The organism is Streptomyces sp. NPDC001732, from assembly GCF_053596315.1.
Genome location: NZ_JBSFFY010000041.1, coordinates 24239 through 49603 on the forward strand (window position 1 = coordinate 24239; position 25365 = coordinate 49603).

Consider the following 25365-nt stretch of genomic DNA (forward strand, 5'->3'; position numbering starts at 1 on the left):
TCGAAGGCGCCGCCGCATCGCGCGGAACGTTACCGTATCGCGATCAGACAACCACTTCGACGCCTTCACCCGGTGGCCGGCCCGACGCCCGTTCGGACTCCAGAGCGTTCTGAAGGATCACCACAGCGGCAGCCTGGTCGATGACGGATCGCCCTTTCCTGGACTTCACGCCCGAAGCGCGCAGCCCCTGACTGGCCGTCACTGTGGTCATCCTCTCGTCCACCAGGCGCACCGGAACGGGTGCGACCGAGCGGGCAACCTCCTGGGCGAAGAGACGGACCTTGGCGGCGGCCGGTCCCTCGCCGCCGCCGAGGGACCGGGGCAGGCCGATGACGATCTCGATCGGCTCGTACTCCTCGACGATCTGCCCGAGCCGCCGGTGGGCCGCCGGGACGTCACGCCCCGGGACGGTCTCCACCGGTGTGGCGAGGATCCCGTCGGGGTCGCACGAGGCGACCCCGATCCGGGCGTCCCCGACGTCGATCGCGAGACGGCGACCGCGACGCATCTCCGTCACTCCCGTCGTCACGCCGTCTCGGTGACGAGACGCTCGACGGCGGCCACGGCCGCGCCGATGGCCTCGGGGTTCTGGCCGCCGCCCTGAGCGACGTCCGGCTTGCCGCCGCCACCGCCGCCGAGGGTCTTGGCGGCCGTACGGACCAGGTCACCGGCCTTGAGTCCGCGCTCACGGGCGACCTCGTTGGTGGCGATCACGGTCAGCGGGCGGCCGTTGGCAGTGGTGAACAGGGCCACGACGGCCGGCCGGCCGCCCTGGATGCGGCCCCGCACGTCGAGGACGAGCCTGCGCAGGTCGTCGGCCGAGGTGCCGTCGGCGACCCGGCCGGTGACCAGGGCGACGCCCCGTACGTCCTGGGCGGAGTCGGCGAGCCCGGCGGCGGCCTGGAGGACCTTCTCCGCGCGGAACTTCTCGATCTCCTTCTCGGCGTCCTTCAGCTTGCCGAGCATGCCGGCGATCTTCTCCGGCAGCTCCTCGGGACGGCCCTTGACCAGCTCCTGGAGCTGGGCGACGACCGTGTGCTCCCGGGCGAGGAAGTTGTACGCGTCGACGCCGACGAGGGCCTCGATGCGACGCACGCCGGAACCGATGGACGACTCGCCGAGCAGCTTCACCAGCCCCAGCTGGGCGGTGTTGTGGACGTGCGTGCCGCCGCAGAGCTCCTTGGAGAAGTCGCCGATGGTGACGACGCGGACCTGCTCGCCGTACTTCTCGCCGAACTCGGCGATGGCACCCTGCTTCTTGGCCTCGGCGATCGGCATGACCTCGGCCTGGACGTCGAGTTCGCGGGCGAGGACCTCGTTGATCTTCTGCTCGACGTCGGTGAGGACCGTGCCGGGTACGGCGGCGGGCGAGCCGAAGTCGAAGCGGAAGCGGCCCGGGGAGTTCTCCGAACCGGCCTGGGCGGCCGTCGGGCCCAGCGCGTCGCGCAGCGCCTGGTGCGTGAGGTGCGTGGCGCTGTGGGCGCGGGCGATGGCGCGGCGGCGGGCGGTGTCGATGGCGGCGTAGGCGGACGCGCCGACAGTCACCTCGCCGACCTGCACCGAGCCCTTGTGGACGGAGACGCCGGGGACGGGCTGCTGGACGTCGCGGACCTGGATGACGGCGCCGCTGTCGAGCCGGATCCGGCCCCGGTCGGCGAGCTGGCCACCGCCCTCGGCGTAGAACGGGGTGCGGTCCAGGACGACTTCGACCTCGTCGCCCTCGGAGGCGGCGGGCGAGGGCACGCCGTCGACGAGCAGGCCGACGACCGTCGACTCGCCCTCGGTGGCGGTGTAGCCGGTGAACTCGGTGGCGCCGGAGTTGTCGGCGACCTCGCGGTAGGCGGACAGGTCGGCGTGACCGGTCTTCTTGGCCTTGGCGTCGGCCTTGGCGCGCTCCCGCTGCTCCTTCATCAGGCGGCGGAAGCCCTCCTCGTCCACCGAGAGGCCCTGTTCGGCGGCCATCTCCAGGGTGAGGTCGATCGGGAAGCCCCAGGTGTCGTGGAGCAGGAACGCCTTGTCGCCGGCGAGGACCTTGCCGCCGGCGGCCTTGGTCTCGGTGACGGCGGTGTCGAGGATGTTGGTGCCGCCCTTGAGGGCCTTGAGGAAGGCGGCCTCCTCGGCGAGGGCGACGGTCTCGATGCGCTTGCGGTCGGTGATGAGCTCCGGGTACTGCTGCCCCATCGTGTCGACCACGACGTCGACCAGGTCCTTGACAACCGGCCCGGTGGCGCCCAGCAGCCGCATGTTGCGGATGGCGCGGCGCATGATGCGGCGCAGCACGTAGCCGCGGCCCTCGTTGCCCGGGGTGACGCCGTCACCGATGAGCATCACGGAGGTGCGGATGTGGTCGGCGACCACGCGCAGGGAGACGTCCTTGCCCCGGTCCTCGCCGTAGCGGACGCCGGTGAGCTCGGTGGCCTTGTCCATGACGACGCGCAGGGTGTCGGTCTCGTACATGTTCTGTACGTCCTGCAGGATCATGGCGAGGCGTTCCAGGCCCAGACCCGTGTCGATGTTCTTCGACGGCAGGTCGCCGAGGATCGGGAAGTCCTCCTTGCCGTCCCCGGCGCCGCGCTCGTACTGCATGAAGACGAGGTTCCAGATCTCCACGTACCGCTCGTCGTTGACGGCCGGGCCGCCCTCGACGCCGAACTCGGGGCCACGGTCGTAGTTGATCTCGGAGCAGGGGCCGCAGGGGCCGGGGACGCCCATGGACCAGAAGTTGTCCTTCTTGCCCAGGCGCTGGATGCGCTCGGCCGGGACTCCGATCTTGTCGCGCCAGATCTGCTCGGCCTCGTCGTCGTCGAGGTAGACCGTGATCCACAGCCGCTCGGGGTCGAGGCCGAAGCCGCCGTCCGCCACGGAGGTCGTCAGGGCCTCCCAGGCGTACGCGATGGCGCCTTCCTTGAAGTAGTCGCCGAAGGAGAAGTTGCCGCACATCTGGAAGAACGTGCCGTGCCGGGTGGTCTTGCCGACCTCCTCGATGTCCGGCGTGCGGACGCACTTCTGCACGCTGGTGACGCGCGGGGCGGGCGGCTTGACCTCGCCGAGGAAGTACGGCTTGAAGGGGACCATGCCCGCGGGCACCAGCAGCAGAGTCGGGTCGTCCGCGATGAGCGACGCCGAAGGGACGACGGTGTGACCGCGCTCCTCGAAGAAGCTCAGCCAGCGGCGACGAATTTCAGCCGACTCCATCAGTGGTCCTCATTCCGGTTGTACGACGTGTAGGGGAGCTTGCGGTATTCGGTGGCCCCGAGGGACCTGTCGGGTCCGACGGGCTCGGAGGCCTCGACGGCGAAGTGCCGCCGGACCGGGAGGTCCTGGTCGACCGGTGCTTCCAGGCCCAGTGCCTCGCCCAGTTCGGCCTCGCGCCGGGCCATGGACTCGCGGACGTCCAGGGCGAAGTCCTTGAGCTTGTGCCCGGTCTCGATCGCCTTGTCCGCGGCCTGCGCCGCGAGGCTCTCGGGGGTCAGCTGCTTGAGCTTCCGGTTGACCTTGGTGGTGGCCCAGACACCGGCGGCGGCGCCGGCGGTGAACCAGAACGTACGGCGGAACATCGCTGCGTCAGCCCTTCGATCCGCGGGGGCTTCTGCCCCCGCGCTTCCTGCCGCGCGCGGACGGCACGGTGCGGCCGACGATCACCGTCCGGCGGGCGGCCTCCGGCTCGGGAGCGGACTTGCGGCCGATGGCCTGCCGGACCCCGTAGCCGAACGCGGCGACCTTGACGAGCGGGCCGCCGAAGGTCGAGGCGACGGTGCTGGAGAGCGCGGAGGCGTTCGAGGTGACTTCCTGGACGTCCGTCGCGATCGCGTCGACCTTGTCGAGCTGGGTCTGCGCGGAACGCACGGTGGCGGAGGCGTCGGCCAGCAGCGGAACCGCCTGCTCCGTCACGTCCGCCACGAGCTTGGTGGTCGCCCTGAGCGTCTGGGCCAGCCTCACCAGTACGACGGCGAGGAACGAAACCAGGATCGCCCAGAAGACGGCCACCAGGATCCCGGCCACCTCTCCACCGGACACAGTGCACCGCTCTCTAGCTTGTCGCTGTTTTTGTACTGTCTGCCTGACTCTGTTCGGTCCGGCGACGGCTGTCACGGCAGCCGGTCGTCGTCCCTTGAGCCTATCGCGCCGGTGGTCGCGCCCCGCACCGCATTACCGGCCCGAAAGGCGGGAGTTGTCATAAGGAGATTGTACGGAGAGCTTCCGTGCCAGTACTCTGCGTGTTTCATGCGACGCCCCCACCGCCCCCTTCCGTTCCCCCACGATCCGAGCACTTCTCCCGCCCCCGGAAACCTCCCGGCGGAGCTGAGCAGTTTCGTGGGGCGGGAGAACGAACTCACCGGTCTCGTCCGACTGCTCGACGAGTCGCGGCTCGTCACCGTGGTCGGGGTGGGCGGTGTGGGCAAGACCCGCTGTGTCACCAGAATCGCCGCGCTTCTGGAGAAACGGTACTGCGATGGGGTCCGGGTGGCGGAGCTCTCCGCCGTCCACGACCCCGAGCTGCTGGAACACGCCCTGGCGGACGCCCTGGGGCTCACCGATCACACCGGCAGGCCGCCCCGTGCGGCCCTCCTCGACCACCTGGCCCCGCGCCGGCTCCTCCTGGTGATCGACGGCTTCGAGCACCTGGTGGACGACTGCGCCGGGCTGGTGCGGGAGCTGCTGCGCCGGGCCCCGTACCTGCGAGTGCTGGCCGCCGGGCGGCTGCCGCTGGAGCTGGACGGGGAACTCGTCTTCCCGCTCCCGCCGATGACGGACGAGGACGCGATGCGGCTCTTCGCCGAACGGGCCGCCGCGGTGCGGCCGGAGTTCCGGCTGACCGACCGCAATCGCGCGATCACCCGGGAGCTGTGCCGCCGCCTGGACGGAATCCCGCTCGCGCTGGAACTGGCCGCCGGGCGGCTGCGCGCCCTGTCCACCGAGCAGGTGCTCCAGCGCCTGGACGACCGCTTCCGGCTGCTGACCGGCTCCAGCCGCAGCGCGCCGGCGCGCCATCAGACCCTCCGCACGGCCATCGGCTGGAGCCATGAGCTGTGCGCCCCGGAACAGCGGCTGCTCTGGGCCCGGCTCTCGGTGTTCGCCGGGCAGTTCGATCTGGAGTCCGTCGAATACATCTGCGGTGGCGCGGATCTGCCGGCCGAGTCGGTGCTCGACGTGCTGTCCGGGCTGCTGGCGCAGTCCGTCGTGCTGCGCGAGGACACCGAGCACGGCACCCGCTACCGGCTGCTGGACACGATGCGGGAGTACGGCGCCGAGTGGCTGGCGGCGACCGGCGACGCGGACCGGCTGCGCCGTCGCCACCGGGACTGGTTCCTGGGGCTCGCGACCTGGTGCGAACTGGACTGGTTCGGTCCGCGGCAGGCCGAGGTGGCCGCCCGCGCCGAGAGCGAGCTGCCGAATCTGCGGCAGGCGATGGAGTATTCGCTGGAGAGTTCGGGCGAGGCCCATCTGGCGCAGTATCTGGCCGGCACCCTCTGGTTCCTCTGGGTGGGCTGCGGGCGGCTCGCGGAGGGCCGGCACTGGCTGGACCACGTGCTGGAGGAGGAGACCGCGTACGACTCCTCACGGCTGAAGGCGCTGTGGGTGCTCGGGCAGGTGGCCGTGCTCCAGGGCGACCCGGTCGGTGCGATCTCCGCGCTCCAGGAGTGCCGGGACGAGGCGGAGCGGGCCGGTGACTCCACGGCGCTCGCGTACGCGGTGCACCAGATGGGCTGCCTGGCGCTCGTCACCGACGACATGGCCAGGGCGCACCGGCTGCTGGACGACGCGCTCGGCCGCTACCGGGAGCTCGGCGAGCTGAACAGCAATGTGCTGAGGGCCCGGATCGAGCTGGCGACGGTGGTCGGTTTCCAGGGGGACCTGGAGACGGCGGCCGAGATCTGCCAGGAGGTCAGGGAGATCTGCGAGGACCACGGGGAACAGTGGGCCCTGTCGTACGCGCTGTACACGCTGGCCTTCGCGGCCCTGCAGCGGGGCCGGTCGGACCGGGCCCGGGAGCTGCTCGGGAAGTGTCTGGCGATCGGCCGCGCCTTCCACGACCTGCTCGGCTCGGTGCTCGCCCTGGAGCTGCTGGCCCTGGTGACGGCGGTGGAGGGCGACACCGCGGAGGCCGCGGTGCTCCAGGGGGCCGCCGACCGGATCTGGCCGTCGGTGGGGCTGCCGCTGTTCGGCTCGGCGTACTACGGGCAGCCCCGGTTCCGTTGCGAGCAGCTGGCCCGCCGTGAGCTGGGCGACGGCCCCTACGAGGCGGCCCTGCGCGCGGGCGGGCTGCTGGATCTGGACGCGGTGGTGGCCAGGGCGCTGGCGAACGGCCCCGCGGACCCGCCGCAGTGCCCCGCACCGCGGACCGGCCCCGGGGAAAGGCGGCGGCCCACCGCCTCCCGTACATCCGGGAGGGGTGGGCCGGAACGCTCGTGAAGCGACTGCGCCCGATCAGCGGGCGTAGTACTCGACGACGAGCTGCTCGTCGCAGATCACGGGGATTTCCTTGCGGTTCGGGTCCCGGTCAAGGCGGAAGGCCAGGGCCTTCAGGTTCACCTGCAGGTAGCGCGGGGTCTCGCCGTCGGGGGCGTAGCCACCCTCACGAGCAACCTGGAAGGGGTGCTTGTCGCGGCTGCGCTCGCGGACCATCACGATGTCGTCGGGACGCACGCGGAACGACGGCTTGTCGACCTTGCCGCCGTTGACCTCGATGTGACCGTGCACGACCATCTGACGGGCCTGGTAGATGGTGCGGGCGATGCCCGAACGCAGCACCAGGGCGTCGAGACGGCGCTCCAGCTCGACGACGAGCGCCTCGCCCGTCTTGCCCTCGGCCTTCTTGGCGCGGTCGTAGGCGCGCGCCATCTGGCGCTCGCTGATGTCGTACTGGGCACGCAGACGCTGCTTCTCCAGCAGACGGACCTTGTAGTCCGAGTTCTGCTTGCGGCCACGGCCGTGCTCGCCCGGCGGGTAGGGGCGGGCCTCGAAGTACTTGACGGCCTTCGGCGTCAGTGCGATGCCGAGCGCGCGGCTCTTCTTGACCTTGGGACGCGACTGGTTAGGCACGTTCTCCAGACCTCCGTTGTAGGTTAGGTTAGGCTCACCTTAGTTGAGGAGATCGCATGTCTCGCCCGGGGAACACCAGTCACATCACGGACAGCACTGACAGCGTCGACACCCCTCGGGGTGCCGATACGACGGAGGACCGATCAGATCGTGGTCAGCCGCGTCCCGGCGGGCTTGAAATCACTCGGATGCCGTCAGCAGCCGAGCGCACACGAACTCTCGTACAGAATACCTGCTCCGCCGTACTGCTCGTTCCCGGGCTGCGCCATGTGCCCTCGGACCACCTGATGCCCCTGGCCAGGAACATGGGCCCGGACGGGGACCTCTTCCTCGAACTGCCCGCGGGCTCCCCCGTCGTACGGGCCGCGACGCACGCCGGGGGCGACGAGCCGTCCGCCGCGCTGGAGATCACGGACGTCGCCCCGGTCTCCGTGCCGCACCGCATCCGCGGCCGCGCGTGGATCTCCGGCCGGCTGACCGCCGTGCCCGGCGCCTCGGGCCCCGACCGCACGACGCTCCGGCTGGAGACGGACGAGGCGTACGTCGACGACCTGTGGGGCGCACAGGAGGTCGAGCCCGACGAGCTGCGGGACGCGGCCCCCGACCCGCTCTCGGGGCACGAGGCGGAACTGCTCCAGCATCTGCACGCGGCCCATGGCGAGCAGCTGCGAACCCTGTGCGGGCTGCTGGGCGAGCGGACGGCCCGCCGCTGTGCGGCGCACCTGCCCTCGGTCGTCCCGCTGGCGCTGGACCGGTACGGGCTGCGGGTGCGGCTGTGCGAGGCGGCGGGGCAGTACTACGACGCGCGCTTCGAATTCCCCGCGCCGGTGCGGGACGTCGTCGAGCTGAGCCACGCCATGCGCACCCTCTTCGGGGCGGCGGCGCGCTGAACGGGGCGCGGCCGGTCCGCCTCAGCCCTCGGCCGGACCGGGCTCCTTGCCGGGGGCCGTACGACCGAGCCGCTCGCGCACCCTGTCCACCACGTCCGCGTAGCGCGCCTCCGCGCCGTAGCGCGTGGGCCGGTAGTAGTGCTTGTCGCGGACCGCTTCCGGCGCGTACTGCTGGGCGGCGATGCCGCCGGGGACGTCGTGCGGATACACGTAGCCCTGGGCGTGCCCCAGCTTGGCGGCACCCTTGTAATGGCCGTCGCGCAGATGGGCGGGGACGGGGCCGGCGAGCCCTTTGCGCACGTCCTCCTGGGCGGCGGAGATCGCCAGCGTCGCCGCGTTGGACTTGGGGGCGAGGGCCAGGGCGATCGTGGCGTGGCTCAGGGTGAGCGCCGCCTCCGGGAAGCCGATCATGGCGACCGCCTGGGCGGCGGCCACGGCGGTGGGCAGCGCCGTGGGGTCGGCCAGGCCGATGTCCTCGCTGGCCGAGATCATCAGCCGGCGGGCGATGAACCGGGGGTCCTCCCCCGCCTCGATCATCCGGGCCAGGTAGTGCAGCGCGGCGTCCACGTCGGAGCCCCGGATCGACTTGATGAGGGCGCTCGCGACGTCGTAGTGCTGGTCGCCGTCGCGGTCGTACTTGACGGCCGCCCGGTCGACGGTCTCCTCCAGGGTCTGGAGGCCGATCTCGTTCTCCTGCTTGGACAGCGCCGCACCGGCCGCGGCCTCCAGCGCGGTCAGCGCCCGGCGGGCGTCGCCGCCCGCGATGCGCAGCAGATGCGCCTCGGCGTCCTCCGGAAGCGTCACCGCGCCGCCGAGCCCGCGCTCGTCGGCCAGCGCGCGCCGCAGCAGGCCGCGCAGGTCGTCGTCGGTGAGCGGTTCCAGGGTGAGCAGCAGCGAGCGGGACAGCAGCGGCGAGATGACCGAGAAGTACGGGTTCTCGGTGGTCGCCGCGATCAGCGTCACCCAGCGGTTCTCGACGGCCGGGAGCAACGAGTCCTGCTGCGCCTTGGAGAAGCGGTGGATCTCGTCGAGGAAGAGGACGGTCTCCTTGCCGTAGCCGCCGGTCGCGCGCCGGGCGCCCTCGATGACGGCGCGGACCTCCTTGACGCCCGCGGTGATCGCGGAGAGCTCGACGAAGCGCTTGTTGGTGGCCTTGCTGACCACGTACGCCAGGGTCGTCTTCCCGATGCCGGGCGGGCCCCAGAGGATCACCGAGGAGGGACCCGCCGGGCCGCCGTTGCCCTCGCCGACGAGGCGACGCAGAGGCGAGCCCGGCTTGAGCAGATGCTGCTGGCCGACGACCTCGTCGAGGGTGCGGGGACGCATCCGGACAGCCAGGGGGCTGCTGGACGGGTCGTTCTCCTGGCGGTCTTCGGCTGCTGCGGTAAAGAGGTCGGGCTCCACGTTTTGAAGCCTATGCCACGGCACCGACATCCCCGCCGGGCCGGTCGTCCGGCGGGGACCACAGGCCGGTCAGCTGGTCCAGAAGTCCCACCAGCGGGTCAGGATCAGCATGCCGATGATGCCGATCCACAGGACCGGCGGGACCCAGTGGAACTCCGTCAGTCCGTTGCGCAGCCAGTTCGGCGCGGGAATGATCCGGTGCTTGATGTTGTGCGTGGTGACGTAGCAGAACATGAAGATCGTGGCGACCCAGGCCAGGCAGCACCACAGGCAGAGCGAGTTGATGTTGTAGAGCGACTGGTACTGGAGCCAGGTGCAGAAGCCGACGCCGAACAGCGTGCCGGCGTTCATCCCGAGCCAGTACCAGCTGCGGAAGCGGGCCCCCGCGAGCAGCGCCAGCCCGATGCCGATGATCACGGGGTAGGTGGCCATGCCGAGCATCGGGTTCGGGAAGCCGAAGGCGGTCGCCTGCTCGCTCTTCATGATGTTGCCGCAGGCGACCACCGGGTTGAGACTGCAGCCCGGTGTGAAGTTGGGGTCCTCCAGCAGCTTGAGCTTGTCGATCGAGATGACCCAGGCGGCGAGAAGTCCGGCAGCGCCCGTGATCACCAGCAGCAGTGCGAGCGCCCGACTGCCGCCGATGGTCCTCGTCCCGCCGTCCTCGTCCTGGTCGGAGGAGGGATGGTCAACCGCTGCAGTCGTCATATCGCCGTTCCATCAGTGAGTGGCCTGCTGGGCACGGTCATTGTGCCGCACCGGGGTGCCGTCTCTCTGTTCGATGAACATAAAGATGTACCCGCGGTCCGTTTCCGGCCGACCCGGCGCACCAGGGTCCTCGGGAGGATCCGGCCCGCCCCGCACGCGCGGCGGGAGCACGGAACCCGCGGGCGGCTCGCGCCCGGCGGCCCCGGGAAACGGCCCGGACCTGGGAGTCCGTCGGGCCACGGAGCCGGAGCCCCGCACCGGGCGGGATCCGGGGGGCACACCCCCGCGAACCTCCCGCCCGGAGGCGCCCGCCGGGGTCCGGCGCCAATCCGGCCGGTAACGAACGCCGTTGACGTCTCCGATCAAGAGTCACCCGTCAGTATGAATGCACATACGCGAAGTTGACGACGGGGCGGACGGAAAGGGCGTCCCGTCCCGGGTTGGGCGACGCCCTCGCACGACGATGAACGGCCGACCGGGGCACATGCCCCGGTCGGCCGTTCATGACACCGAACTCCGTCGCCGGACTCCCGCCCTCCGGGCGAACGACGCTATTTTCGAAACACGCCCTGGGCCAGGCGCTCGCGGATCGCGTCGGCGGCCTCCGGCAGGGGCACCGCCGTCTGCTCGCCGGACTCCATGTCCTTGAGCTGGACGACGCCCTCGGCCAGGTCCCGTTCGCCCGCGACGATCGTGAACCGCGCACCCGAGCGGTTCGCGCTCTTCATCGCGCCCTTGAGGCCGCGGTTCCCGTACGCGAAGTCCGCCGCCACGCCGTCGCGGCGCAGCTGCGTGACGACGCCGAAGAGCACCCGCCGGGCCTCCTCGCCGAGCGGTACGGCGAACACGCTGGTGGTGGCGGGCAGTTCGAGCTCGACGCCCTCCGCCTCCAGCGCGAGCACCGTGCGGTCCACGCCGAGCGCCCAGCCGACCGACGGGAGCGCCGGGCCGCCGATCATCTCGGACAGCCCGTCGTAACGGCCGCCGCCGCCCACCGCGGACTGCGAGCCGAGCCCGTCGTGCACGAACTCGAAGGTGGTGCGGGTGTAGTAGTCGAGACCGCGGACGAGCTTCTCGTCGTCCTCGTACGCCACGCCCGCCGAGGAGAGCAGATCACGCACCTGCTCGTGGTACGCCTTGCAGGCGTCGCACAGGTAGTCGCGCAGCACCGGGGCGCCGACCAGCTGCTTCTGCACCTCGGGCCGCTTGTCGTCGAGGACCCGGAGCGGGTTGATCTCGATGCGGCGGCGGGTCTCCTCGTCCAGGTCGAGCTCGCGCAGGAAGCCCTGGAGGGCGTCCCGGTAGACGGGGCGGCACTCCTTGTCGCCCAGCGAGTTGAGCAGGATGCGGAAGTCGCGCAGGCCCAGCGTGCGGTACGCCTGGTCGGCCAGGATGATCAGCTCGGCGTCCAGCGCCGGGTCCTCGGCACCGATCGCCTCGGCGCCGACCTGCGAGAAGTGCCGGTAGCGGCCCTTCTGCGGGCGCTCGTAGCGGTAGTACGAGCCGGAGTACCAGAGCTTCACCGGCAGGTTGCCGAGCTTGTGGAGGTTGGCCTCCAGCGCGGCGCGCAGCACGGAGGCGGTGCCCTCGGGGCGCAGCGCGAGCTCGGAGCCGCCCTTGGTGGTGAGGGTGTACATCTCCTTGGTCACGATGTCGGTGGACTCGCCGACGCCGCGGGAGAAGAGGGCGACGTCCTCGAAGCCGGGCGTCTCGATGTAGCCGTACCCGGAGTTCTTCAGGGGCGCGGCCAGCGCCTCGCGCACCGCGAGGTACTTGGCGGAGTCGGGCGGAGTCAGGTCGTACGTGCCCTTGGGGGCCTTGAAGGTGCTCACGATTTTTTTCTCTCGTCACATTCCTCGTCGGGGCGCGTCCAAGCCGTTCAGGAACGGGTTGGAGGCACGCTCACGGCCGATGGTCGTCTGGGGGCCATGGCCGGACAGCACCACGGTCGAGTCGTCGAGCGGCAGGCACACCCGGGCCAGCGACTCGAGCAGCTCGGCGTGGTCGCCGCCGGGCAGGTCGGTGCGTCCGACGGAGCCGGCGAAGAGCAGGTCGCCCGAGAAGAGGATCTGCGGAACATCCGCGGCCTCGGGCATCCTGAACGTCACCGACCCCTTGGTATGGCCGGGCGCATGCGCGACACCGAATTCCAGACCGGCCAGCTTCAGGAGCGCGCCGTCGCTCAGCTCCTGGACGTCGTCCGGCTCCCCCACCGTCAGCTCGCCCATGAGCGGCATCCCGATGGAACGGCCGAGGGCCTTCTCCGGGTCGCTCATCATGTAGCGGTCCGCGGGGTGGATCCAGGCGGGGACGTCGTGCGCGCCGCACACCGGGACGACCGATGCGACGTGGTCGATGTGGCCGTGGGTCAGTACGACGGCGACGGGCTTCAGCCGATGCTTCTTCAGCGCTTCCTCGACTCCGGCCGCGGCCTGGTGGCCCGGGTCGATGATCACGCATTCCTCACCGGCGGCCGGGGCGACCAGATAACAGTTGGTCCCCCAGGCCCCTGCGGGGAACCCGGCAATGAGCACGATCGTCCTTAATGGTCGTCCGACAACGGATGGCGACTGAGAAGGTCGCGGCAGTTCAGAGCCTACCGGCGCTCCTCATTCCACAGCTAACCCATATACGGTACGGGCAGCCCAGGCCCCATACAGACGACCTACAAGGAGATCACCCGGTGGTCAGCAGCGATCAGCGGCGGCGGCAGCTCGCCAGGGAGAAGTTCGAGCGGCAGCAGCAGCGCCGGGAGGAGGCCCGCCGCAGGACGAAGCGGCTGTCGATCGTCATCGCCTCCTCGGTGGCCGTGGTTGCGGTCGTCGCGGCGGGCACCTATCTCGCCATGGGCGACGACGACAAGAAGGACAAGACCGACGCGGCCGCGAGCGCGAGCCCGTCGGCCTCGGCGTCGCCGCGCGAGAGCAGTGCGCCCGAGCCTGCGATGAAGGTCGACAAGAAGGCCGAGTACACGATGTCGCTCAAGACGAGCCAGGGCGACCTCGCGTTCACGATGAAGGCGGCGAAGACCCCGCACACCACGAACTCCTTCAAGTCGCTGGCCGACAAGGGTTTCTTCGACGGCACGAAGTGCCACCGGCTGACCACGCAGGGCATCTTCGTCCTGCAGTGCGGTGACCCCAAGGGCGACGGCACGGGCGGTCCCGGCTACACGATCCCGGACGAGAACCTGACCGCGCTGGGCAAGGCGGGTGCGGACGGCACGGTGACCTACCCGGCGGGCACGGTGGCGATGGCGAACACCGGCCAGCCGCACACCGGCGGCAGCCAGTTCTTCCTGGTGTACAAGGACAGCAAGCTGCCGCCCACCTACACCCCGTTCGGCACGATGGACGAGGCCTCGCTGAAGGCCGTCAAGGACATCGGCGCGGCGGGCGTGGCGGGCGGTGCCGCCGACGGTGCGCCGAAGAAGGCCGTGGACATCTCGAAGGCCGCCGTCGACAAGTCGTGATCCGGTCGGGGCGGCCGGACCGGGCCGGGCGGTGACGACGAGCGCGGGACGGATTTTTTTCGGCCGCGCTGAGTGCGGACAGCCGGGCGGCCGGTCGCCTAGATTGGCGTTGTGCAGGGCGGGCGCTGCCCGCCCCAGGAAACTGTGGACGATGCCAGGGGGGCGAACCCTCTCGCGGGCATCAGGTGGAGGAGGCGCTGTGAGCAGCGACCCGTGGGGCCGTGTCGATGAGACCGGCACCGTGTACGTGCGGACAGCCGACGGCGAGCAGGTCGTCGGATCGTGGCAGGCGGGTTCCCCCGAGGAGGCTCTGGCCTACTTCGAGCGCAAGTACGAGGGCATTGTGGTCGAGATCGGCCTCCTCGAACGGCGGGTGAAGACCACCGATCTGTCGGCGAAGGACGCCACGGCCGCCATCGAGCACCTGCGTGCGCAGGTGGACGAGCACCACGCCGTCGGTGACCTCGACGCGCTGCGCAAGCGGCTCGACGCGCTCGTCGCGGCGGTCGACTCGCGGCGCGAGGAGCGCAGGGCCCAGAAGGCGAAGCAGACCGACGAGGCGAAGCGTGCCAAGGAGGCTCTGGTCGCCGAGGCCGAGGAGCTGGCGCAGAGCGAGCAGTGGCGCTCCGCGGGCGAGCGGCTCCGTGCGCTCGTCGACACGTGGAAGGGGCTGCCGCGGCTCGACCGCAAGTCCGACGACGAGCTGTGGCACCGCTTCTCGCATGCCCGCTCGGCGTTCTCCAAGCGCCGCAAGGCCCACTTCGCGTCGCTGGACGCCCAGCGCGAGGAGGCCCGCAAGGCCAAGGAGAAGCTGGTCGCCGAGGCCGAGTCGCTCTCCGGCTCCACGGACTGGGGGGCCACGGCCGCCCGTTACCGCGAGCTGATGACGCAGTGGAAGGCGGCGGGCCGTGCCCAGCGCGAGGCCGAGGACGATCTGTGGAACCGTTTCCGCGGTGCCCAGGACGTCTTCTTCGCCGCCCGCGGCGAGGTCTTCGCCGAGCGGGACGCGGAGCAGGGCGAGAACCTCAAGCTCAAGGAGGAGCTCGCGGTCGAGGCCGAGCGGCTGGTGCCGGTGAAGGACCTGAAGGCGGCCAGGGCCGCGTTCCGGGCCATCAACGAGCGCTGGGAGGCCATCGGCCATGTGCCGCGCGACGCCCGCCCGAAGGTCGAGGGGCGGATGCACGCGGTGGAGCGGGCGCTCCAGGAGGCCGAGGAGTCGGAGTGGCGGCGGACCAACCCGGAGGCGCGTGCGCGCGCGGCGGGTCTGACCGGTCAGCTGCAGGCCGCTGTGGACAAGCTGCGTGCGCAGATCGACACGGCCCGTGCCGCGGGCAACAACGCCCGTGCCGACAAGCTGGCCAAGGAGCTGGAGGGTCGGCAGGCACTGCTCGACCAGGCGCTGAAGGGCCTGGAGGAGTTCGGCGGCTGAGCCCGCTTCCGGCGCGGCACGCGCCCCGCGCGTAGTGCGTCGGTCCCGAGGGCCCCTGTCACGGACGGGGGCCCTTCGGCCTGTCCGAGCCGGCCCGTACGGCGCGGTGTCTGCCGGGCAGGACTGCGGCTCCCCGCGCAGGGGGTCGCCCATGACGGACGCCCCGCACCGTGCCGGTCACGACGGACGGCAGCCCTCCGCGCGGTGTGCGGAGGGTTGCCGGAGGGCCGTGGGTCAGGGTCTGCGGGCCGAGGTCACCCGGTAGACGTCGTAGACGCCCTCCACGCCGCGTACCGCCTTCAGTACGTGGCCGAGGTGCTTCGGGTCGCCCATCTCGAAGGTGAAGCGCGAGGTGGCCACCCGGTCCCGGGAGGTCTGTACGGCCGCCGACAGGATGTTGACGTGCTGGTCGGACAGGACGCGGGTGACGTCCGACAGCAGCCGCGACCGGTCCAGCGCCTCGACCTGGATGGCGACCAGGAAGACCGAGGACTGGGTCGGTGCCCACTCGACGTCCAGGATCCGCTCCGGCTGCTGCGACAACGAGTCGACGTTGACGCAGTCGGCCCGGTGCACGGAGACGCCGCTGCCCCTGGTGACGAAACCGATGATCGGGTCGCCGGGGACGGGGGTGCAACAGCGGGCCAGCTTCACCCAGACGTCCTCGACGCCCTTGACGACCACGCCCGGGTCGGCGTTGGAGCGGCGCTTGTTGCGGCCGCGCGAGGGCGGTGAGCTCTCGGCGATGTCCTCGTTGGCGGCGTCCTCGCCACCGAGCGCCTGGACCAGCTTCTGCACGACCCCGGCGGCCGCGACGTGGCCCTCGCCGATCGCCGCGTACAGGGACGATATGTCGGGGTAGCGCATCTCGTGGGCGAGGGTGACCAGGGAGTCGCCCGTCAGGATGCGCTGGATCGGCAGGTTCTGCTTGCGCATGGCCCGCGCGATGGCGTCCTTGCCCTGCTCGATCGCCTCGTCGCGGCGTTCCTTGGAGAACCAGGCACGGATCTTGTTGCGGGCGCGGGGCGACTTGACGAAGCCCAGCCAGTCCCGGGAGGGCCCGGCGCCGACCGCCTTGGAGGTGAAGACCTCCACCAGGTCGCCGTTGTCCAGGGTCGATTCGAGCGGTACGAGCCGCCCGTTGACCCGGGCTCCTATGGTCCGGTGGCCGACCTCCGTGTGCACCGCGTACGCGAAGTCGACCGGTGTGGCGCCCGCAGGAAGCGCTATGACGTCTCCCTTGGGCGTGAAGACGAAGACCTCGTTGCGGGAGAGGTCGAAACGCAGCGACTCCAGGAACTCGCCGGGGTCCTCGGTCTCCTTCTGCCAGTCCAGGAGCTGGCGCAGCCACGCCATGTCGTTGACGGTGTCCTGGCTCCGGCCGCCGCCCGTGTTCTTGGGGACGTCGGTGCGCACCTTGGAGGCGCCCGCGACGGCCTCCTGCTTGTACTTCCAGTGCGCGGCGATGCCGTACTCGGCGCGGCGGTGCATGTCGAAGGTGCGGATCTGGAGTTCGACGGGCTTGCCGCTGGGACCGATCACCGTGGTGTGCAGCGACTGGTACATGTTGAACTTGGGCATCGCGATGTAGTCCTTGAACCGGCCGGGTACCGGATTCCATCGCGCGTGGACGGTGCCGAGCGCCGCGTAGCAGTCGCGGACGGTGTCGACGAGGACGCGGATGCCCACCAGGTCGTAGATCTCGGCGAAGTCCCGGCCCCGCACGATCATCTTCTGGTAGACGCTGTAGTAGTGCTTCGGCCGTCCCGTGACGGTGGCCTTGATCCGGGCGGCCCGCAGGTCGGCCTGGACCTCGTCGGTCACTATGGCGAGGTACTCGTCGCGCTTGGGGGCCCGCTCGGCGACGAGACGGACGATCTCGTCGTACATCTTGGGGTAGAGGATCGCGAAGGCGAGGTCCTCCAGCTCCCACTTGATGGTGTTCATGCCCAGCCGGTGCGCCAGCGGGGCGTAGATCTCGAGGGTCTCGCGGGCCTTCTTCTCCTGCTTCTCCCGCTTGAGGTAGCGCATGGTGCGCATGTTGTGCAGGCGGTCGGCGAGCTTGATGACGAGGACCCTGGGGTCCTTGGCCATCGCGACGACCATCTTGCGCACCGTCTCGGCCTGGGCGGCCTCGCCGAACTTGACCTTGTCCAGCTTGGTGACGCCGTCGACCAGCAGGGCGACCTGGTCGCCGAAGTCGCGGCGCAGGGTGTCCAGGCCGTACTCGGTGTCCTCGACCGTGTCGTGCAGCAGCCCCGCCATCAGTGTCGCCGGGTCCATGCCCAGCTCGGCGAGGATGGTCGTGACGGCGAGCGGGTGCGTGATGTACGGGTCGCCGCTCTTGCGCTTCTGGCCGCGGTGCCAGCGCTCGGCGACCTGGTAGGCGCGCTCGATCTGGCGCAGTGTGGCGGTCTCGATCTTGGGATCGTTGCCGCGGACGATGCGCAGCAGCGGTTCGAGCACCGGGTTGTACGGGCTGGAGCGCTGCACGCCGAGGCGGGCGAGCCTGGCCCGTACCCGGTTGGACGAGCCGCCGGAACGGGTCGTGGACGCGCTCGACGGAACCGGTTTGGCCGCGGGCTTCGCCGGGGGCTTCGGGGCGGACGCGGCCGGGGGCGCCGGCGCGACCGGCTGCGCGGGGGACGCGGTCCCGGACGCCGACGCGCCCGCCCGGTCCCGCCCCGGTCCGGGCTCGGGAGCCGGGGGCTTCGGCTTGTCCGCGGGCTGCTTCTTCCCGGGCGTGACGGGGGCCGCCGCGGGCTTGTCGGGCTGCGGGGCGGCGACTGGCTGGGCCTCGTCTGGCAAGAGCGCTCCTCGTGCGGATCCGGATACCCGGAAAGGCCATCGTATCGACCCTGTGGCCGGTCCTCCCCCGGGGACCGTGAGACCCACCACAACACGGAACGGACCCCCGGTTGTTCCCGGGGGTCCGTCCTTGTGTGCGTGAAACCTCGCCGCGTACGGTCCGGTGCGGCTCAGACCGTGATCAGGACTTCCAGCGGAGCGCTGCGCAGCCCCTGCTCCAGCCGGGCGCGCCCGGCCAGGAAGCCGAGTTCCATGAGGACCGCGACGCCCGCGACCTCGGCGCCGGCCCGGCGGATCAGTTCCAGCGATGCCTCGGCGGTGCCGCCGGTCGCGAGGATGTCGTCGATGACCATGATGCGGTCGTCGGCGGACAGGTCCTCCGCGTGGATCTCGATCTCGGCGGTGCCGTACTCCAGCTCGTACGCCTGGCTGAGCGTGGCTCCGGGCAGCTTGCCCGCCTTGCGGACGGGGACGAAGCCGAGCCCGGCCCGGACCGCGACCGGGGCGGCCAGGATGAAGCCGCGGGCCTCCAGGCCGACGACCTTCGTGGCGCCGTGCCGTACGCACAGCTCCGCGAGGGTGTCGGTGAGGACCGTGAACGCCGTCGGGTCCGCGAGCAGCGGGGTGATGTCCTTGAACATCACGCCCGGCTTCGGGTAGTCCGGCACGTCGCGGATCCGGCTGAGCAGGATCTCACGGGTGCTTTCGACGGTGCTGCTCATCAGCGCTTCCCCGAGGTCCGGCCGTGGCCCCTGGGGGGCTGCTGGCGCTGGCCGACGACCGCGGCGGCGGGGGCCGGGTCGTCGTCCGACGGCTCGCCGTCGGCGGTCTCGCCCTTGGCGGAGGCTGCCGCGCGCTTGGCGAGGACCCGCTTCTTCAGGGCCTTCATCTGCGGATCGCGTTCCTTGAGGTCGGCGACGAGCGGGGTGGCGATGAAGATCGAGGAGTACGCACCGGCGGCGAGGCCGACGAAGAGCGACAGCGAGATGTCGTTCAGCATGCCCGCACCGAGTACGCCGCCGCCGATGAAGAGCAGGCCGGCGACCGGCAGCAGTGCCACGACGGTGGTGTTGATGGAGCGCACCAGCGTGCCGTTGATGGACCGGTTGGCGATCTCGCTGTAGGTCCAGCGGGTCTGCTTGGTGATGCCGACCGTGCTCTCCTTGAGGCTGTCGAAGACCACGACGGTGTCGTACAGGGAGTAGCCGAGGATCGTCAGCAGACCGATCACGGTGCCCGGGGTGACCTCGAAGCCGACCAGGGCGTAGACGCCGACCGTGATGGTGATGTCGTGGATCAGCGCGATCAGGGCCGCGATGGCCATGCGCCATTCGAAGGCGATGGCCAGGTAGATCACCACGAGGACCATGAAGATGCCGAGGCCGGTCCAGGCCTTGTTGGCGATCTGCTCACCCCAGCTGGGGCCGACCAGGTCGGCGGCGATCTTCTCCGCGGGGACGTCGAGGTCCTTGGAGAGCTGCTCCTTGATCTGGTCCGACTTGGCGGTGTCGACCTCGGTGATCTGGATGCGCAGGCCGCCGTTGCCGAGCTTCTGGACGATCGCCTGGTGGCCGGAGGCCTCCGTCGCCAGGTCCTCCGCCTCGGAGACGGTGGCGCTGGTCTTCGGGGTGGTGAAGACCGCCCCGCCCTTGAACTCGATGCCCATGTTGAGTCCGCTGACCACCAGGCCGACGATGGCCGTGATGGTGATCAGGACCGAGACCCCGTACCAGATCTTGCGCTTGCCGATGAAGTCGTATCCGACCTCGCCGCGGTAGAGACGGGCGCCGATGGTGCCGAGTCGCGACATCTCACGCCTCCTTCGGGTCAGTGGGGGCGTTGACACGGCGCGAGCGGCGCAGCGGCGGCTTGGCGCCGAGCCGCTTCGGGTCCAGGCCGGACCACGGGTGACCGCCGGAGAAGAACTTCGTACGGGCCATCAGCGTCATGACGGGCTTGGTGAAGAGGAACACCACGACCACGTCGAGCAGGGTGGTGAGACCCAGCGTGAAGGCGAATCCCTGGACCTTGCCGACGGTGACGACGAAGAGCACCGCCGCGGCGAGGAACGAGACGAAGTCGGAGACCAGGATGGTGCGGCGGGCACGCGGCCAGGCGCGTTCGACGGCCGGGCGGAGCGTACGGCCCTCGCGGATCTCGTCCCGGACCCGTTCGAAGTACACGATGAAGGAGTCGGCGGTGATACCGATGGCGACGATGGCGCCGCAGACCGCCGGGAGGTTCAGCGCGAAGCCGATGGCCGGGCCGAGCAGCGACATGAGCGTGTAGGTCAGGATGCCGGAGGCCAGCAGGCTCAGGAGGGCGATGAACGCGAGGCCCCGGTAGTAGACGACCAGGTAGATGACCACCAGGGCCAGCCCGATGGCACCGGCGATCAGGCCGGCCCGGAGCTGCTCGCCGCCGAGCGCGGCAGTGACGGTGGTGACGCTCTGCTCGCTGAACGAGAGCGGGAGCGCACCGTAGGAGAGCACGTTGGCCAGGTCCTCGGCGGACTGCTGGGTGAAGCTGCCGGAGATCTCGGCGCTGCCGCTCAGCGTCGTGCGGACGGAGGGCGCCGAGACGACTTCGCCGTCGAGCGCGATGGCGAACTGGTTCTGCGGCGGCTGCTGCTGGGAGAGCTTGCCGGTGATCTTCTGGAACTGCTTGGAGCCCTTGTCGGTGAACTCCATCTGGACGATCCACATGCCGCGCTGCTGGTCGAAGTTGGCCTTGGCGCTGTCGACCTCGGTGCCGGACACCTCGGACGGGCCGAGGACGTACTTCTCGGCACCGTCGGAGCTGCACGCGACCGCGCTGTCGGTGGGCTTGACGCCCTGCGCGGCCTTGGAGCGGGATTCCTTGCTGGTGCAGTCGAGCGCCGCGAACTGCTTCTGCAGCTTGGCGGCGGCGGCCTCGCCCCCTGCGGAGGGCGACGGCGAGGCGTCGGCCTTCGGCGAGGCGCTTCCCTTCGGGCTCGGCGTGGAGTCGGCCTTGAGGGCTCCGGTGACCGCGCGGCCCTGGGTGGTGGCGCTCGCGCTCGGCGACGCCGAGGACTTGCCCTTGTCCGTCGCGGTGGCGCCCTCCGACGCCGAGACGCTCGGGCTGGCGGACGGGGAGGGCTTGCCGGACGGCGAGGTGCTGGGCTCCGGGGTGGGCACGCCCTGGGCGACGGTCAGCACCGGCCGGAAGTAGAGCTTGGCGGTGGTACCGACCTGCTCACGGGCCTGGGCGGAGTTCGTGCCCTTGGGGATGTTGACGATGATGTTGCGATCGCCCTGTGTCTGGACCTCGGCCTCGGAGACACCGAGACCATTGACACGGCGCTCCATGATCTGGACCGCCGTGTCCATGTTGGTCTTGTTGATCGCCGATTCCTGGCCCGGCTCGCTCTTCGCCTCCAGCGTGATGGACGTGCCACCCGCCAGGTCGATGCCGAGCCGCGGAGTCGGCTGATCAGCCAGGAACATCCCGCCGGTGAGCGCGACCATGGCGATCAGGATCAGAGCCAGGGAACGCCCCGGCTTGCCCTGACCGCCGGAGGCTCCCCGGCTCTTCTTCGGTGCTGCCACCTTCTCGTTTCTCCCTGTCCAACCGCCCCGCGGCGGGTACGCGCCCGAGCGGCCACGAAGTGTAGTGGGGACCCGCCCCCGCAGAAGATCGCACGGTCCGGGGAGTGCCGGACGCCGGTGGGCCCACGACACTCCCCGGTTCGTGGACTACTTCGCGTCGGCCTCGCCGTCGGCCTTGCCCTCGGCCTTCTTGTCGGACTTGGCGTCCGTCGGCTCGGCGTCGTCGGCCCCGGCCTTCTTCTCCAGGTCGATCGCGGCGTCGTCCGAGGCGGCCTCGTCGGCCTCGGTCAGCGAGGAGGCGTCGTCCGGCACGATCGCGCCGTCGAGGGCGTCGTCGCCGTGGACGATGCGGTTGTACTCCTCGTCGTCGAGGACGGCACCGACGGCGTTCTTGGCGTAGACGGCGTGCACGCCGGGCGCGACCTCGAGGAGGACCGTGTCGTCGTGAACCGCCTTGACGGTGGCGTACATCCCCCCGATCGTCCGGACGCCGGTGCCGGGCTGCATCTCGTTGCGCATCTGGACTGCGGCCGCCTGCTTCTTCTTGGCGGACCGCGTCATCAGGAACATGGCCCCGATGAGCACGATGAAGGGGAGGAGAGTCACGGGATTCACGGGACGAGTTTCCTTCGCACGACCGCGCTGGAGGGCGGCCTGTATCTACGGGGGTGGGCACACCGACCTGCTAAGGGCGGCATCGGCGGAGTCTAAGCGAGTCCGCATCGATGGAACAACGCCCGACGCCGCGCCGTGGTTCCTGCTTCGGCCAACCTGTGACACTTCACGCCCCGAACAGGCCCTGTTGTCCCTTTCCGCCGTGCTGCGGGGGCACGAGACCGAGGTGCGCCCAGGCCGCGGGAGTCGCGATCCGCCCGCGCGGCGTCCTGGCGAGCAGTCCTTCCCGGACCAGGAAGGGCTCCGCGACCTCCTCGACCGTCTCGCGCTCCTCCCCCACCGCGACCGCGAGGGTGGACAGCCCGACGGGGCCGCCGCCGAAGAGCTTGAGCAGGGCTTCGAGCACCGCCCGGTCCAGCCGGTCGAGGCCCCGGGCGTCGACCTCGTACACCCCGAGGGCCGCGGCGGCGACCGGGCGGTCGATCCGTCCGTCGGCCTTGACCTGGGCGTAGTCCCGGACGCGGCGCAGCAGCCGGTTGGCGATGCGGGGGGTGCCGCGGGAGCGTCCGGCGATCTCGGCGGCGCCGTCCGCGTCCGTCTCCACGTCGAGCAGGCGGGCGGAGCGGTGGATGACGCGTTCCAGTTCGACGGGGGTGTAGAACTCCATGTGGCCGGTGAAGCCGAAGCGGTCGCGCAGCGGCGGCGGCAGCAGTCCGGCCCTGGTGGTCGCGCCGACCAAGGTGAAGGGCGGCAGTTCCAGCGGGATGGCGGTGGCTCCGGGGCCCTTGCCGACGATTACGTCGACCCGGAAGTCCTCCATCGCCATGTAGAGCATCTCCTCGGCGGGGCGCGACATGCGGTGGATCTCGTCGAGGAAGAGGACCTCGCCCTCCTGGAGGGAGGAGAGGATCGCGGCGAGGTCGCCGGCGTGCTGGATGGCGGGGCCCGAGGTGATCCGGATCGGTGCGCCCATCTCGGCCGCGATGATCATGGAGAGGGTGGTCTTGCCGAGGCCGGGGGCGCCGGAGAGCAGGACGTGGTCGGCGGTGGCGCCGCGGGCCCTGGCCGCCTTGAGGACCAGGTCGAGCTGTTCGCGCACCTTCTCCTGGCCGACGAATTCGTCGAGGTCCTTCGGCCGCAGGGCCGCTTCGACCGCGGTGTCCTCGCCGTCCGCGTCGGCCCGGACGAGGCGCTCGTCGAGCCGCTCGTCGATGTCGGGTCCGGTCTCGTCCCAGTTCATGTGGTCTGTCCCGCCTCGGATGGTTCGGTGCCGTGCGGTGCCCGGCCCGGCGTCGGGGTGTCCCCGGGGTGTCGCGCTCCGGTCAGCGTGCGCGGTTGAGGGTCTGCAGTGCGGCGCGCAGCAGCTGCGGCACGGGGGCCTGTCCGCCCTCGGCGAGGGCCGCCTCGGCCTGCGGGGCGACGGCGGCGACCGCCTCGTCGGCCTCGCGGGTGGCGTAGCCGAGGCCGATCAGGGCGGCCTGGAGCTGGTCGCTCCAGGAGGAGGTGACGGCGGTGCCGATGCCCTGCCGGCCGCTGTGGGTGCCGATGGGCTCGCCGAGTCTGCCCTTCAGTTCGAGGAGGAGTTTCTGCGCGCCCTTCTTGCCGATGCCCGGGACTGCGGTGAGCGCCTTCTCGTCGCCGGTGGCGACCGCGGTGCGCAGGGCGTCCGGGCTGTGGGTGGCGAGCATGGCCTGGGCGAGCCGGGGGCCGACCCCGCTGGCGGTCTGGAGCAGCTCGAAGATCTGCCGCTCGTCGTCGTCGGCGAAGCCGTAGAGGGTGAGCGAGTCCTCCCGTACGACGAGGGAGGTGGCGAGTCTGGCCTCCGTGCCGATCCGGAGGCCGGCGAGGGTGTTCGGCGTGCACTGGACGGCCATGCCGACGCCGCCGACCTCGATCACGGCCGCGGTCGGGGCGAGGGCGGCCACGGGGCCACGGACGAAGGCGATCATCGGGGGACCTTCCGGACGGGAACCGCGGATGTACGGGGGGCGCGCCGGGTGCCGGCCGCCTGTGCCTGCTGGAGGCGGTTGACGGCGGGGGCGCGCCAGATGTGACAGATGGCGAGGGCGAGGGCGTCCGCCGCGTCGGCCGGTTTCGGCGGGGCATCGAGCCGCAGCAGCCGGGTGACCATCGCGCCGACCTGTGCCTTGTCGGCGCGGCCGCTGCCGGTCACGGCCGCCTTGACCTCGCTGGGGGTGTGCAGGGCGACCGGTATGCCGCGCCGGGACGCGCAGAGCATGGCGACGGCACTGGCCTGGGCGGTGCCCATCACCGTACGCACGTTGTGCTGGCTGAAGACCCGCTCCACGGCGACGAACTCCGGCCGGTGCTCGTCGAGCCATTCCTCGATGCCGCGCTCGATGGCGACCAGCCGGTGACCGAGCTCCGCGTCGGTCGGGGTGCGCACCACTCCGACGCCGAGCATCGTCAGGGGCCTGCCGACGACGCCCTCGACCACGCCGACACCGCACCGGGTCAGCCCCGGGTCTACGCCGAGTACCCGCATGGGACGCCCCTTCCGCGCCAATCGTTCAACTGTTCCCGCAGGCTATCCGCTTGCACTGACAATGCCTCGCACCGACGGTGCGACGGGCCGACAATGCGACGGGCCGACGGGGTGTGTTCCCCGCCGGCCCGTCCGCGAAGGCTGTGCCGCTGAGCCCGGCTCAGGCGTCGACCTTCTCCATGACCTCGTCCGAGACGTCGAAGTTGGCGAAGACGTTCTGCACGTCGTCGCTGTCCTCCAGCGCGTCGATCAGCTTGAAGATCTTGCGCGCGCCCTCCTCGTCCAGCTCGACCTGCATGGTGGGCAGGAAGTTGGCGTCGGCGGAGTCGTAGTCGATCCCGGCCTCCTGGAGCGCGGTGCGGACCGCGACCAGGTCGGTGGCCTCGCTGACGACCTCGTAGGTCTCGCCGAGGTCGTTGACCTCCTCGGCGCCCGCGTCGAGGACGGCGCCCAGGACGTCGTCCTCGGTCAGCTCGCCCTTGGGGACGATCACGACGCCCTTGCGGTTGAAGAGGTACGAGACCGAGCCCGGGTCGGCCATCGAACCGCCGTTGCGGGTCATGGCGACCCGCACGTCGGACGCGGCACGGTTGCGGTTGTCGGTGAGGCACTCGATGAGCACCGCGACGCCGTTCGGACCGTAGCCCTCGTACATGATCGTCTGGTAGTCGACGCCGCCCGCTTCGAGACCGGCGCCGCGCTTGACCGCGGAGTCGATGTTCTTGTTCGGTACGGAGCTCTTCTTCGCCTTCTGGATGGCGTCCACAAGGGTCGGATTTCCATCGGGATCCGCACCGCCGGTACGGGCGGCGACCTCGATGTTCTTGATCAGCTTCGCGAAGAGTTTGCCGCGCTTGGCGTCAATCACGGCCTTCTTGTGCTTCGTCGTAGCCCATTTAGAGTGGCCGGACACTGCCTTCTCC

Annotated in this window: 22 protein-coding genes; 4 read left to right on the forward strand and 18 right to left on the reverse strand. The window is 70.7% G+C overall.

Annotation, left to right across the window (positions count from 1 at the left end; translation table 11 throughout):
- Window positions 1-43 precede the first annotated feature (43 nt).
- Genes ruvX through ACWCXX_RS29200 form a run of 4 tightly spaced genes read right to left on the reverse strand, consistent with a single transcriptional unit; the run spans window position 44 to window position 4002 of the window.
- Window positions 44-508: a Holliday junction resolvase RuvX gene (gene ruvX / locus ACWCXX_RS29185; RefSeq protein WP_451132416.1), complete on the reverse strand. Its 465-nt coding sequence runs from the start codon at window positions 506-508 to the stop codon at window positions 44-46.
- A gap of 17 nt (window positions 509-525) precedes the next feature.
- Complete coding sequence (gene alaS / locus ACWCXX_RS29190; protein ID WP_451132359.1) at window positions 526-3195, reverse strand: alanine--tRNA ligase; 2670 nt, start codon at window positions 3193-3195, stop codon at window positions 526-528.
- On the reverse strand, window positions 3195-3557 hold the full coding sequence (locus tag ACWCXX_RS29195; RefSeq protein ID WP_451132361.1) for a DUF6167 family protein: 363 nt from the start codon (window positions 3555-3557) through the stop codon (window positions 3195-3197). Before ACWCXX_RS29195 ends, alaS begins: the two co-directional genes overlap by 1 nt.
- A 7-nt stretch (window positions 3558-3564) precedes the next feature.
- Window positions 3565-4002 (reverse strand): DUF948 domain-containing protein, encoded by a 438-nt coding sequence (locus ACWCXX_RS29200; protein ID WP_451132363.1) that lies wholly within the window; start codon window positions 4000-4002, stop codon window positions 3565-3567.
- A gap of 222 nt (window positions 4003-4224) precedes the next feature.
- Between ACWCXX_RS29200 and ACWCXX_RS29205 the strand changes: the two genes are divergently transcribed.
- Window positions 4225-6414 carry an ATP-binding protein gene (locus ACWCXX_RS29205; protein WP_451132365.1) on the forward strand — a complete coding sequence of 730 codons (2190 nt, stop codon included), beginning with the start codon at window positions 4225-4227 and terminating at the stop codon, window positions 6412-6414.
- Window positions 6415-6429: 15 nt separating this feature from the next.
- Here ACWCXX_RS29205 and rpsD read toward each other — a convergent pair whose 3' ends face one another.
- Window positions 6430-7044 (reverse strand): 30S ribosomal protein S4, encoded by a 615-nt coding sequence (rpsD, locus tag ACWCXX_RS29210; protein ID WP_072484525.1) that lies wholly within the window; start codon window positions 7042-7044, stop codon window positions 6430-6432.
- A 188-nt stretch (window positions 7045-7232) separates the two neighbouring features.
- On the opposite strand from rpsD, the gene ACWCXX_RS29215 reads away from it, so the two are divergent.
- The gene (locus ACWCXX_RS29215; RefSeq protein ID WP_451132367.1) at window positions 7233-7934 is read left to right on the forward strand and encodes a DUF2470 domain-containing protein; all 702 of its coding nucleotides are present in this window, start codon (window positions 7233-7235) and stop codon (window positions 7932-7934) included.
- Window positions 7935-7955: 21 nt separating this feature from the next.
- Here the strand turns inward: ACWCXX_RS29215 and ACWCXX_RS29220 are convergent, their stop codons facing one another.
- From ACWCXX_RS29220 to ACWCXX_RS29235, 4 genes are all read right to left on the reverse strand, one after another.
- Window positions 7956-9338, reverse strand: coding sequence for a replication-associated recombination protein A (locus ACWCXX_RS29220; protein WP_451132369.1), 1383 nt, complete (start codon window positions 9336-9338; stop codon window positions 7956-7958).
- A gap of 69 nt (window positions 9339-9407) precedes the next feature.
- Window positions 9408-10043, reverse strand: coding sequence for a vitamin K epoxide reductase family protein (locus tag ACWCXX_RS29225; protein WP_451132371.1), 636 nt, complete (start codon window positions 10041-10043; stop codon window positions 9408-9410).
- 551 nt (window positions 10044-10594) lie between these two features.
- Window positions 10595-11875 (reverse strand): histidine--tRNA ligase, encoded by a 1281-nt coding sequence (gene hisS / locus ACWCXX_RS29230; RefSeq protein WP_451132373.1) that lies wholly within the window; start codon window positions 11873-11875, stop codon window positions 10595-10597.
- Between the two features lie 15 nt (window positions 11876-11890).
- Complete coding sequence (locus tag ACWCXX_RS29235; RefSeq protein ID WP_451132375.1) at window positions 11891-12577, reverse strand: MBL fold metallo-hydrolase; 687 nt, start codon at window positions 12575-12577, stop codon at window positions 11891-11893.
- Between the two features lie 149 nt (window positions 12578-12726).
- Here ACWCXX_RS29235 and ACWCXX_RS29240 point away from each other — a divergent pair, with 149 nt between their 5' ends.
- Together ACWCXX_RS29240 and ACWCXX_RS29245 are read left to right on the forward strand one after the other, a co-directional pair.
- Window positions 12727-13515 (forward strand): peptidylprolyl isomerase, encoded by a 789-nt coding sequence (locus ACWCXX_RS29240; RefSeq protein WP_451132377.1) that lies wholly within the window; start codon window positions 12727-12729, stop codon window positions 13513-13515.
- 199 nt (window positions 13516-13714) lie between these two features.
- Window positions 13715-14944, forward strand: a complete 1230-nt coding sequence (locus tag ACWCXX_RS29245) for a DUF349 domain-containing protein (RefSeq protein ID WP_451132379.1) — start codon at window positions 13715-13717, stop codon at window positions 14942-14944.
- Between the two features lie 234 nt (window positions 14945-15178).
- On the opposite strand, the gene ACWCXX_RS29250 is transcribed toward ACWCXX_RS29245, so the two are convergent.
- The 9 genes from ACWCXX_RS29250 to ACWCXX_RS29290 form a co-directional block, all read right to left on the reverse strand.
- Window positions 15179-17752 (reverse strand): RelA/SpoT family protein, encoded by a 2574-nt coding sequence (locus ACWCXX_RS29250; protein ID WP_451132381.1) that lies wholly within the window; start codon window positions 17750-17752, stop codon window positions 15179-15181.
- A gap of 170 nt (window positions 17753-17922) precedes the next feature.
- Entirely contained in the window at window positions 17923-18474 is a 552-nt protein-coding gene (locus tag ACWCXX_RS29255) for an adenine phosphoribosyltransferase (protein ID WP_451132383.1), read from the reverse strand.
- The gene (gene secF / locus ACWCXX_RS29260) at window positions 18474-19562 is read right to left on the reverse strand and encodes a protein translocase subunit SecF (protein ID WP_451132385.1); all 1089 of its coding nucleotides are present in this window, start codon (window positions 19560-19562) and stop codon (window positions 18474-18476) included. Before secF ends, ACWCXX_RS29255 begins: the two co-directional genes overlap by 1 nt.
- A 1-nt stretch (window position 19563) precedes the next feature.
- Complete coding sequence (gene secD, locus ACWCXX_RS29265) at window positions 19564-21321, reverse strand: protein translocase subunit SecD (RefSeq protein ID WP_451132387.1); 1758 nt, start codon at window positions 21319-21321, stop codon at window positions 19564-19566.
- Window positions 21322-21468: 147 nt separating this feature from the next.
- Window positions 21469-21936 (reverse strand): preprotein translocase subunit YajC, encoded by a 468-nt coding sequence (gene yajC, locus ACWCXX_RS29270; RefSeq protein ID WP_451132389.1) that lies wholly within the window; start codon window positions 21934-21936, stop codon window positions 21469-21471.
- A 166-nt stretch (window positions 21937-22102) separates the two neighbouring features.
- A complete protein-coding gene (ruvB, locus tag ACWCXX_RS29275; protein WP_451132391.1) occupies window positions 22103-23176 on the reverse strand; it encodes a Holliday junction branch migration DNA helicase RuvB in 1074 nt (357 codons plus the stop codon).
- An 82-nt stretch (window positions 23177-23258) separates the two neighbouring features.
- A complete protein-coding gene (gene ruvA, locus ACWCXX_RS29280; RefSeq protein WP_451132393.1) occupies window positions 23259-23885 on the reverse strand; it encodes a Holliday junction branch migration protein RuvA in 627 nt (208 codons plus the stop codon).
- Entirely contained in the window at window positions 23882-24442 is a 561-nt protein-coding gene (gene ruvC, locus ACWCXX_RS29285; RefSeq protein ID WP_451132395.1) for a crossover junction endodeoxyribonuclease RuvC, read from the reverse strand. The genes ruvA and ruvC overlap by 4 nt, the downstream gene beginning before the upstream one ends.
- A gap of 160 nt (window positions 24443-24602) precedes the next feature.
- On the reverse strand, window positions 24603-25355 hold the full coding sequence (locus ACWCXX_RS29290) for a YebC/PmpR family DNA-binding transcriptional regulator (RefSeq protein ID WP_451132397.1): 753 nt from the start codon (window positions 25353-25355) through the stop codon (window positions 24603-24605).
- Window positions 25356-25365 lie beyond the last annotated feature (10 nt).

Excerpts from the sequence above, each read along its gene's own strand:
- ACWCXX_RS29195 (WP_451132361.1), bottom strand. The coding sequence starts at position 3,557 with ATGTTCCGCCGTACGTTCTGGTTCACCGCCGGCGCCGCCGCCGGTGTC.
- ruvX (WP_451132416.1), bottom strand. The coding sequence starts at position 508 with ATGCGTCGCGGTCGCCGTCTCGCGATCGACGTCGGGGACGCCCGGATC.
- alaS (WP_451132359.1), bottom strand. The coding sequence starts at position 3,195 with ATGGAGTCGGCTGAAATTCGTCGCCGCTGGCTGAGCTTCTTCGAGGAG.
- ACWCXX_RS29225 (WP_451132371.1), bottom strand. The coding sequence starts at position 10,043 with ATGACGACTGCAGCGGTTGACCATCCCTCCTCCGACCAGGACGAGGAC.
- ruvA (WP_451132393.1), bottom strand. The coding sequence starts at position 23,885 with ATGATCGCCTTCGTCCGTGGCCCCGTGGCCGCCCTCGCCCCGACCGCG.
- ACWCXX_RS29215 (WP_451132367.1), top strand. The coding sequence starts at position 7,233 with ATGCCGTCAGCAGCCGAGCGCACACGAACTCTCGTACAGAATACCTGC.
- ACWCXX_RS29205 (WP_451132365.1), top strand. The coding sequence starts at position 4,225 with ATGCGACGCCCCCACCGCCCCCTTCCGTTCCCCCACGATCCGAGCACT.
- ruvB (WP_451132391.1), bottom strand. The coding sequence starts at position 23,176 with ATGAACTGGGACGAGACCGGACCCGACATCGACGAGCGGCTCGACGAG.
- secF (WP_451132385.1), bottom strand. The coding sequence starts at position 19,562 with ATGTCGCGACTCGGCACCATCGGCGCCCGTCTCTACCGCGGCGAGGTC.
- ruvC (WP_451132395.1), bottom strand. The coding sequence starts at position 24,442 with ATGCGGGTACTCGGCGTAGACCCGGGGCTGACCCGGTGCGGTGTCGGC.
- ACWCXX_RS29255 (WP_451132383.1), bottom strand. The coding sequence starts at position 18,474 with ATGAGCAGCACCGTCGAAAGCACCCGTGAGATCCTGCTCAGCCGGATC.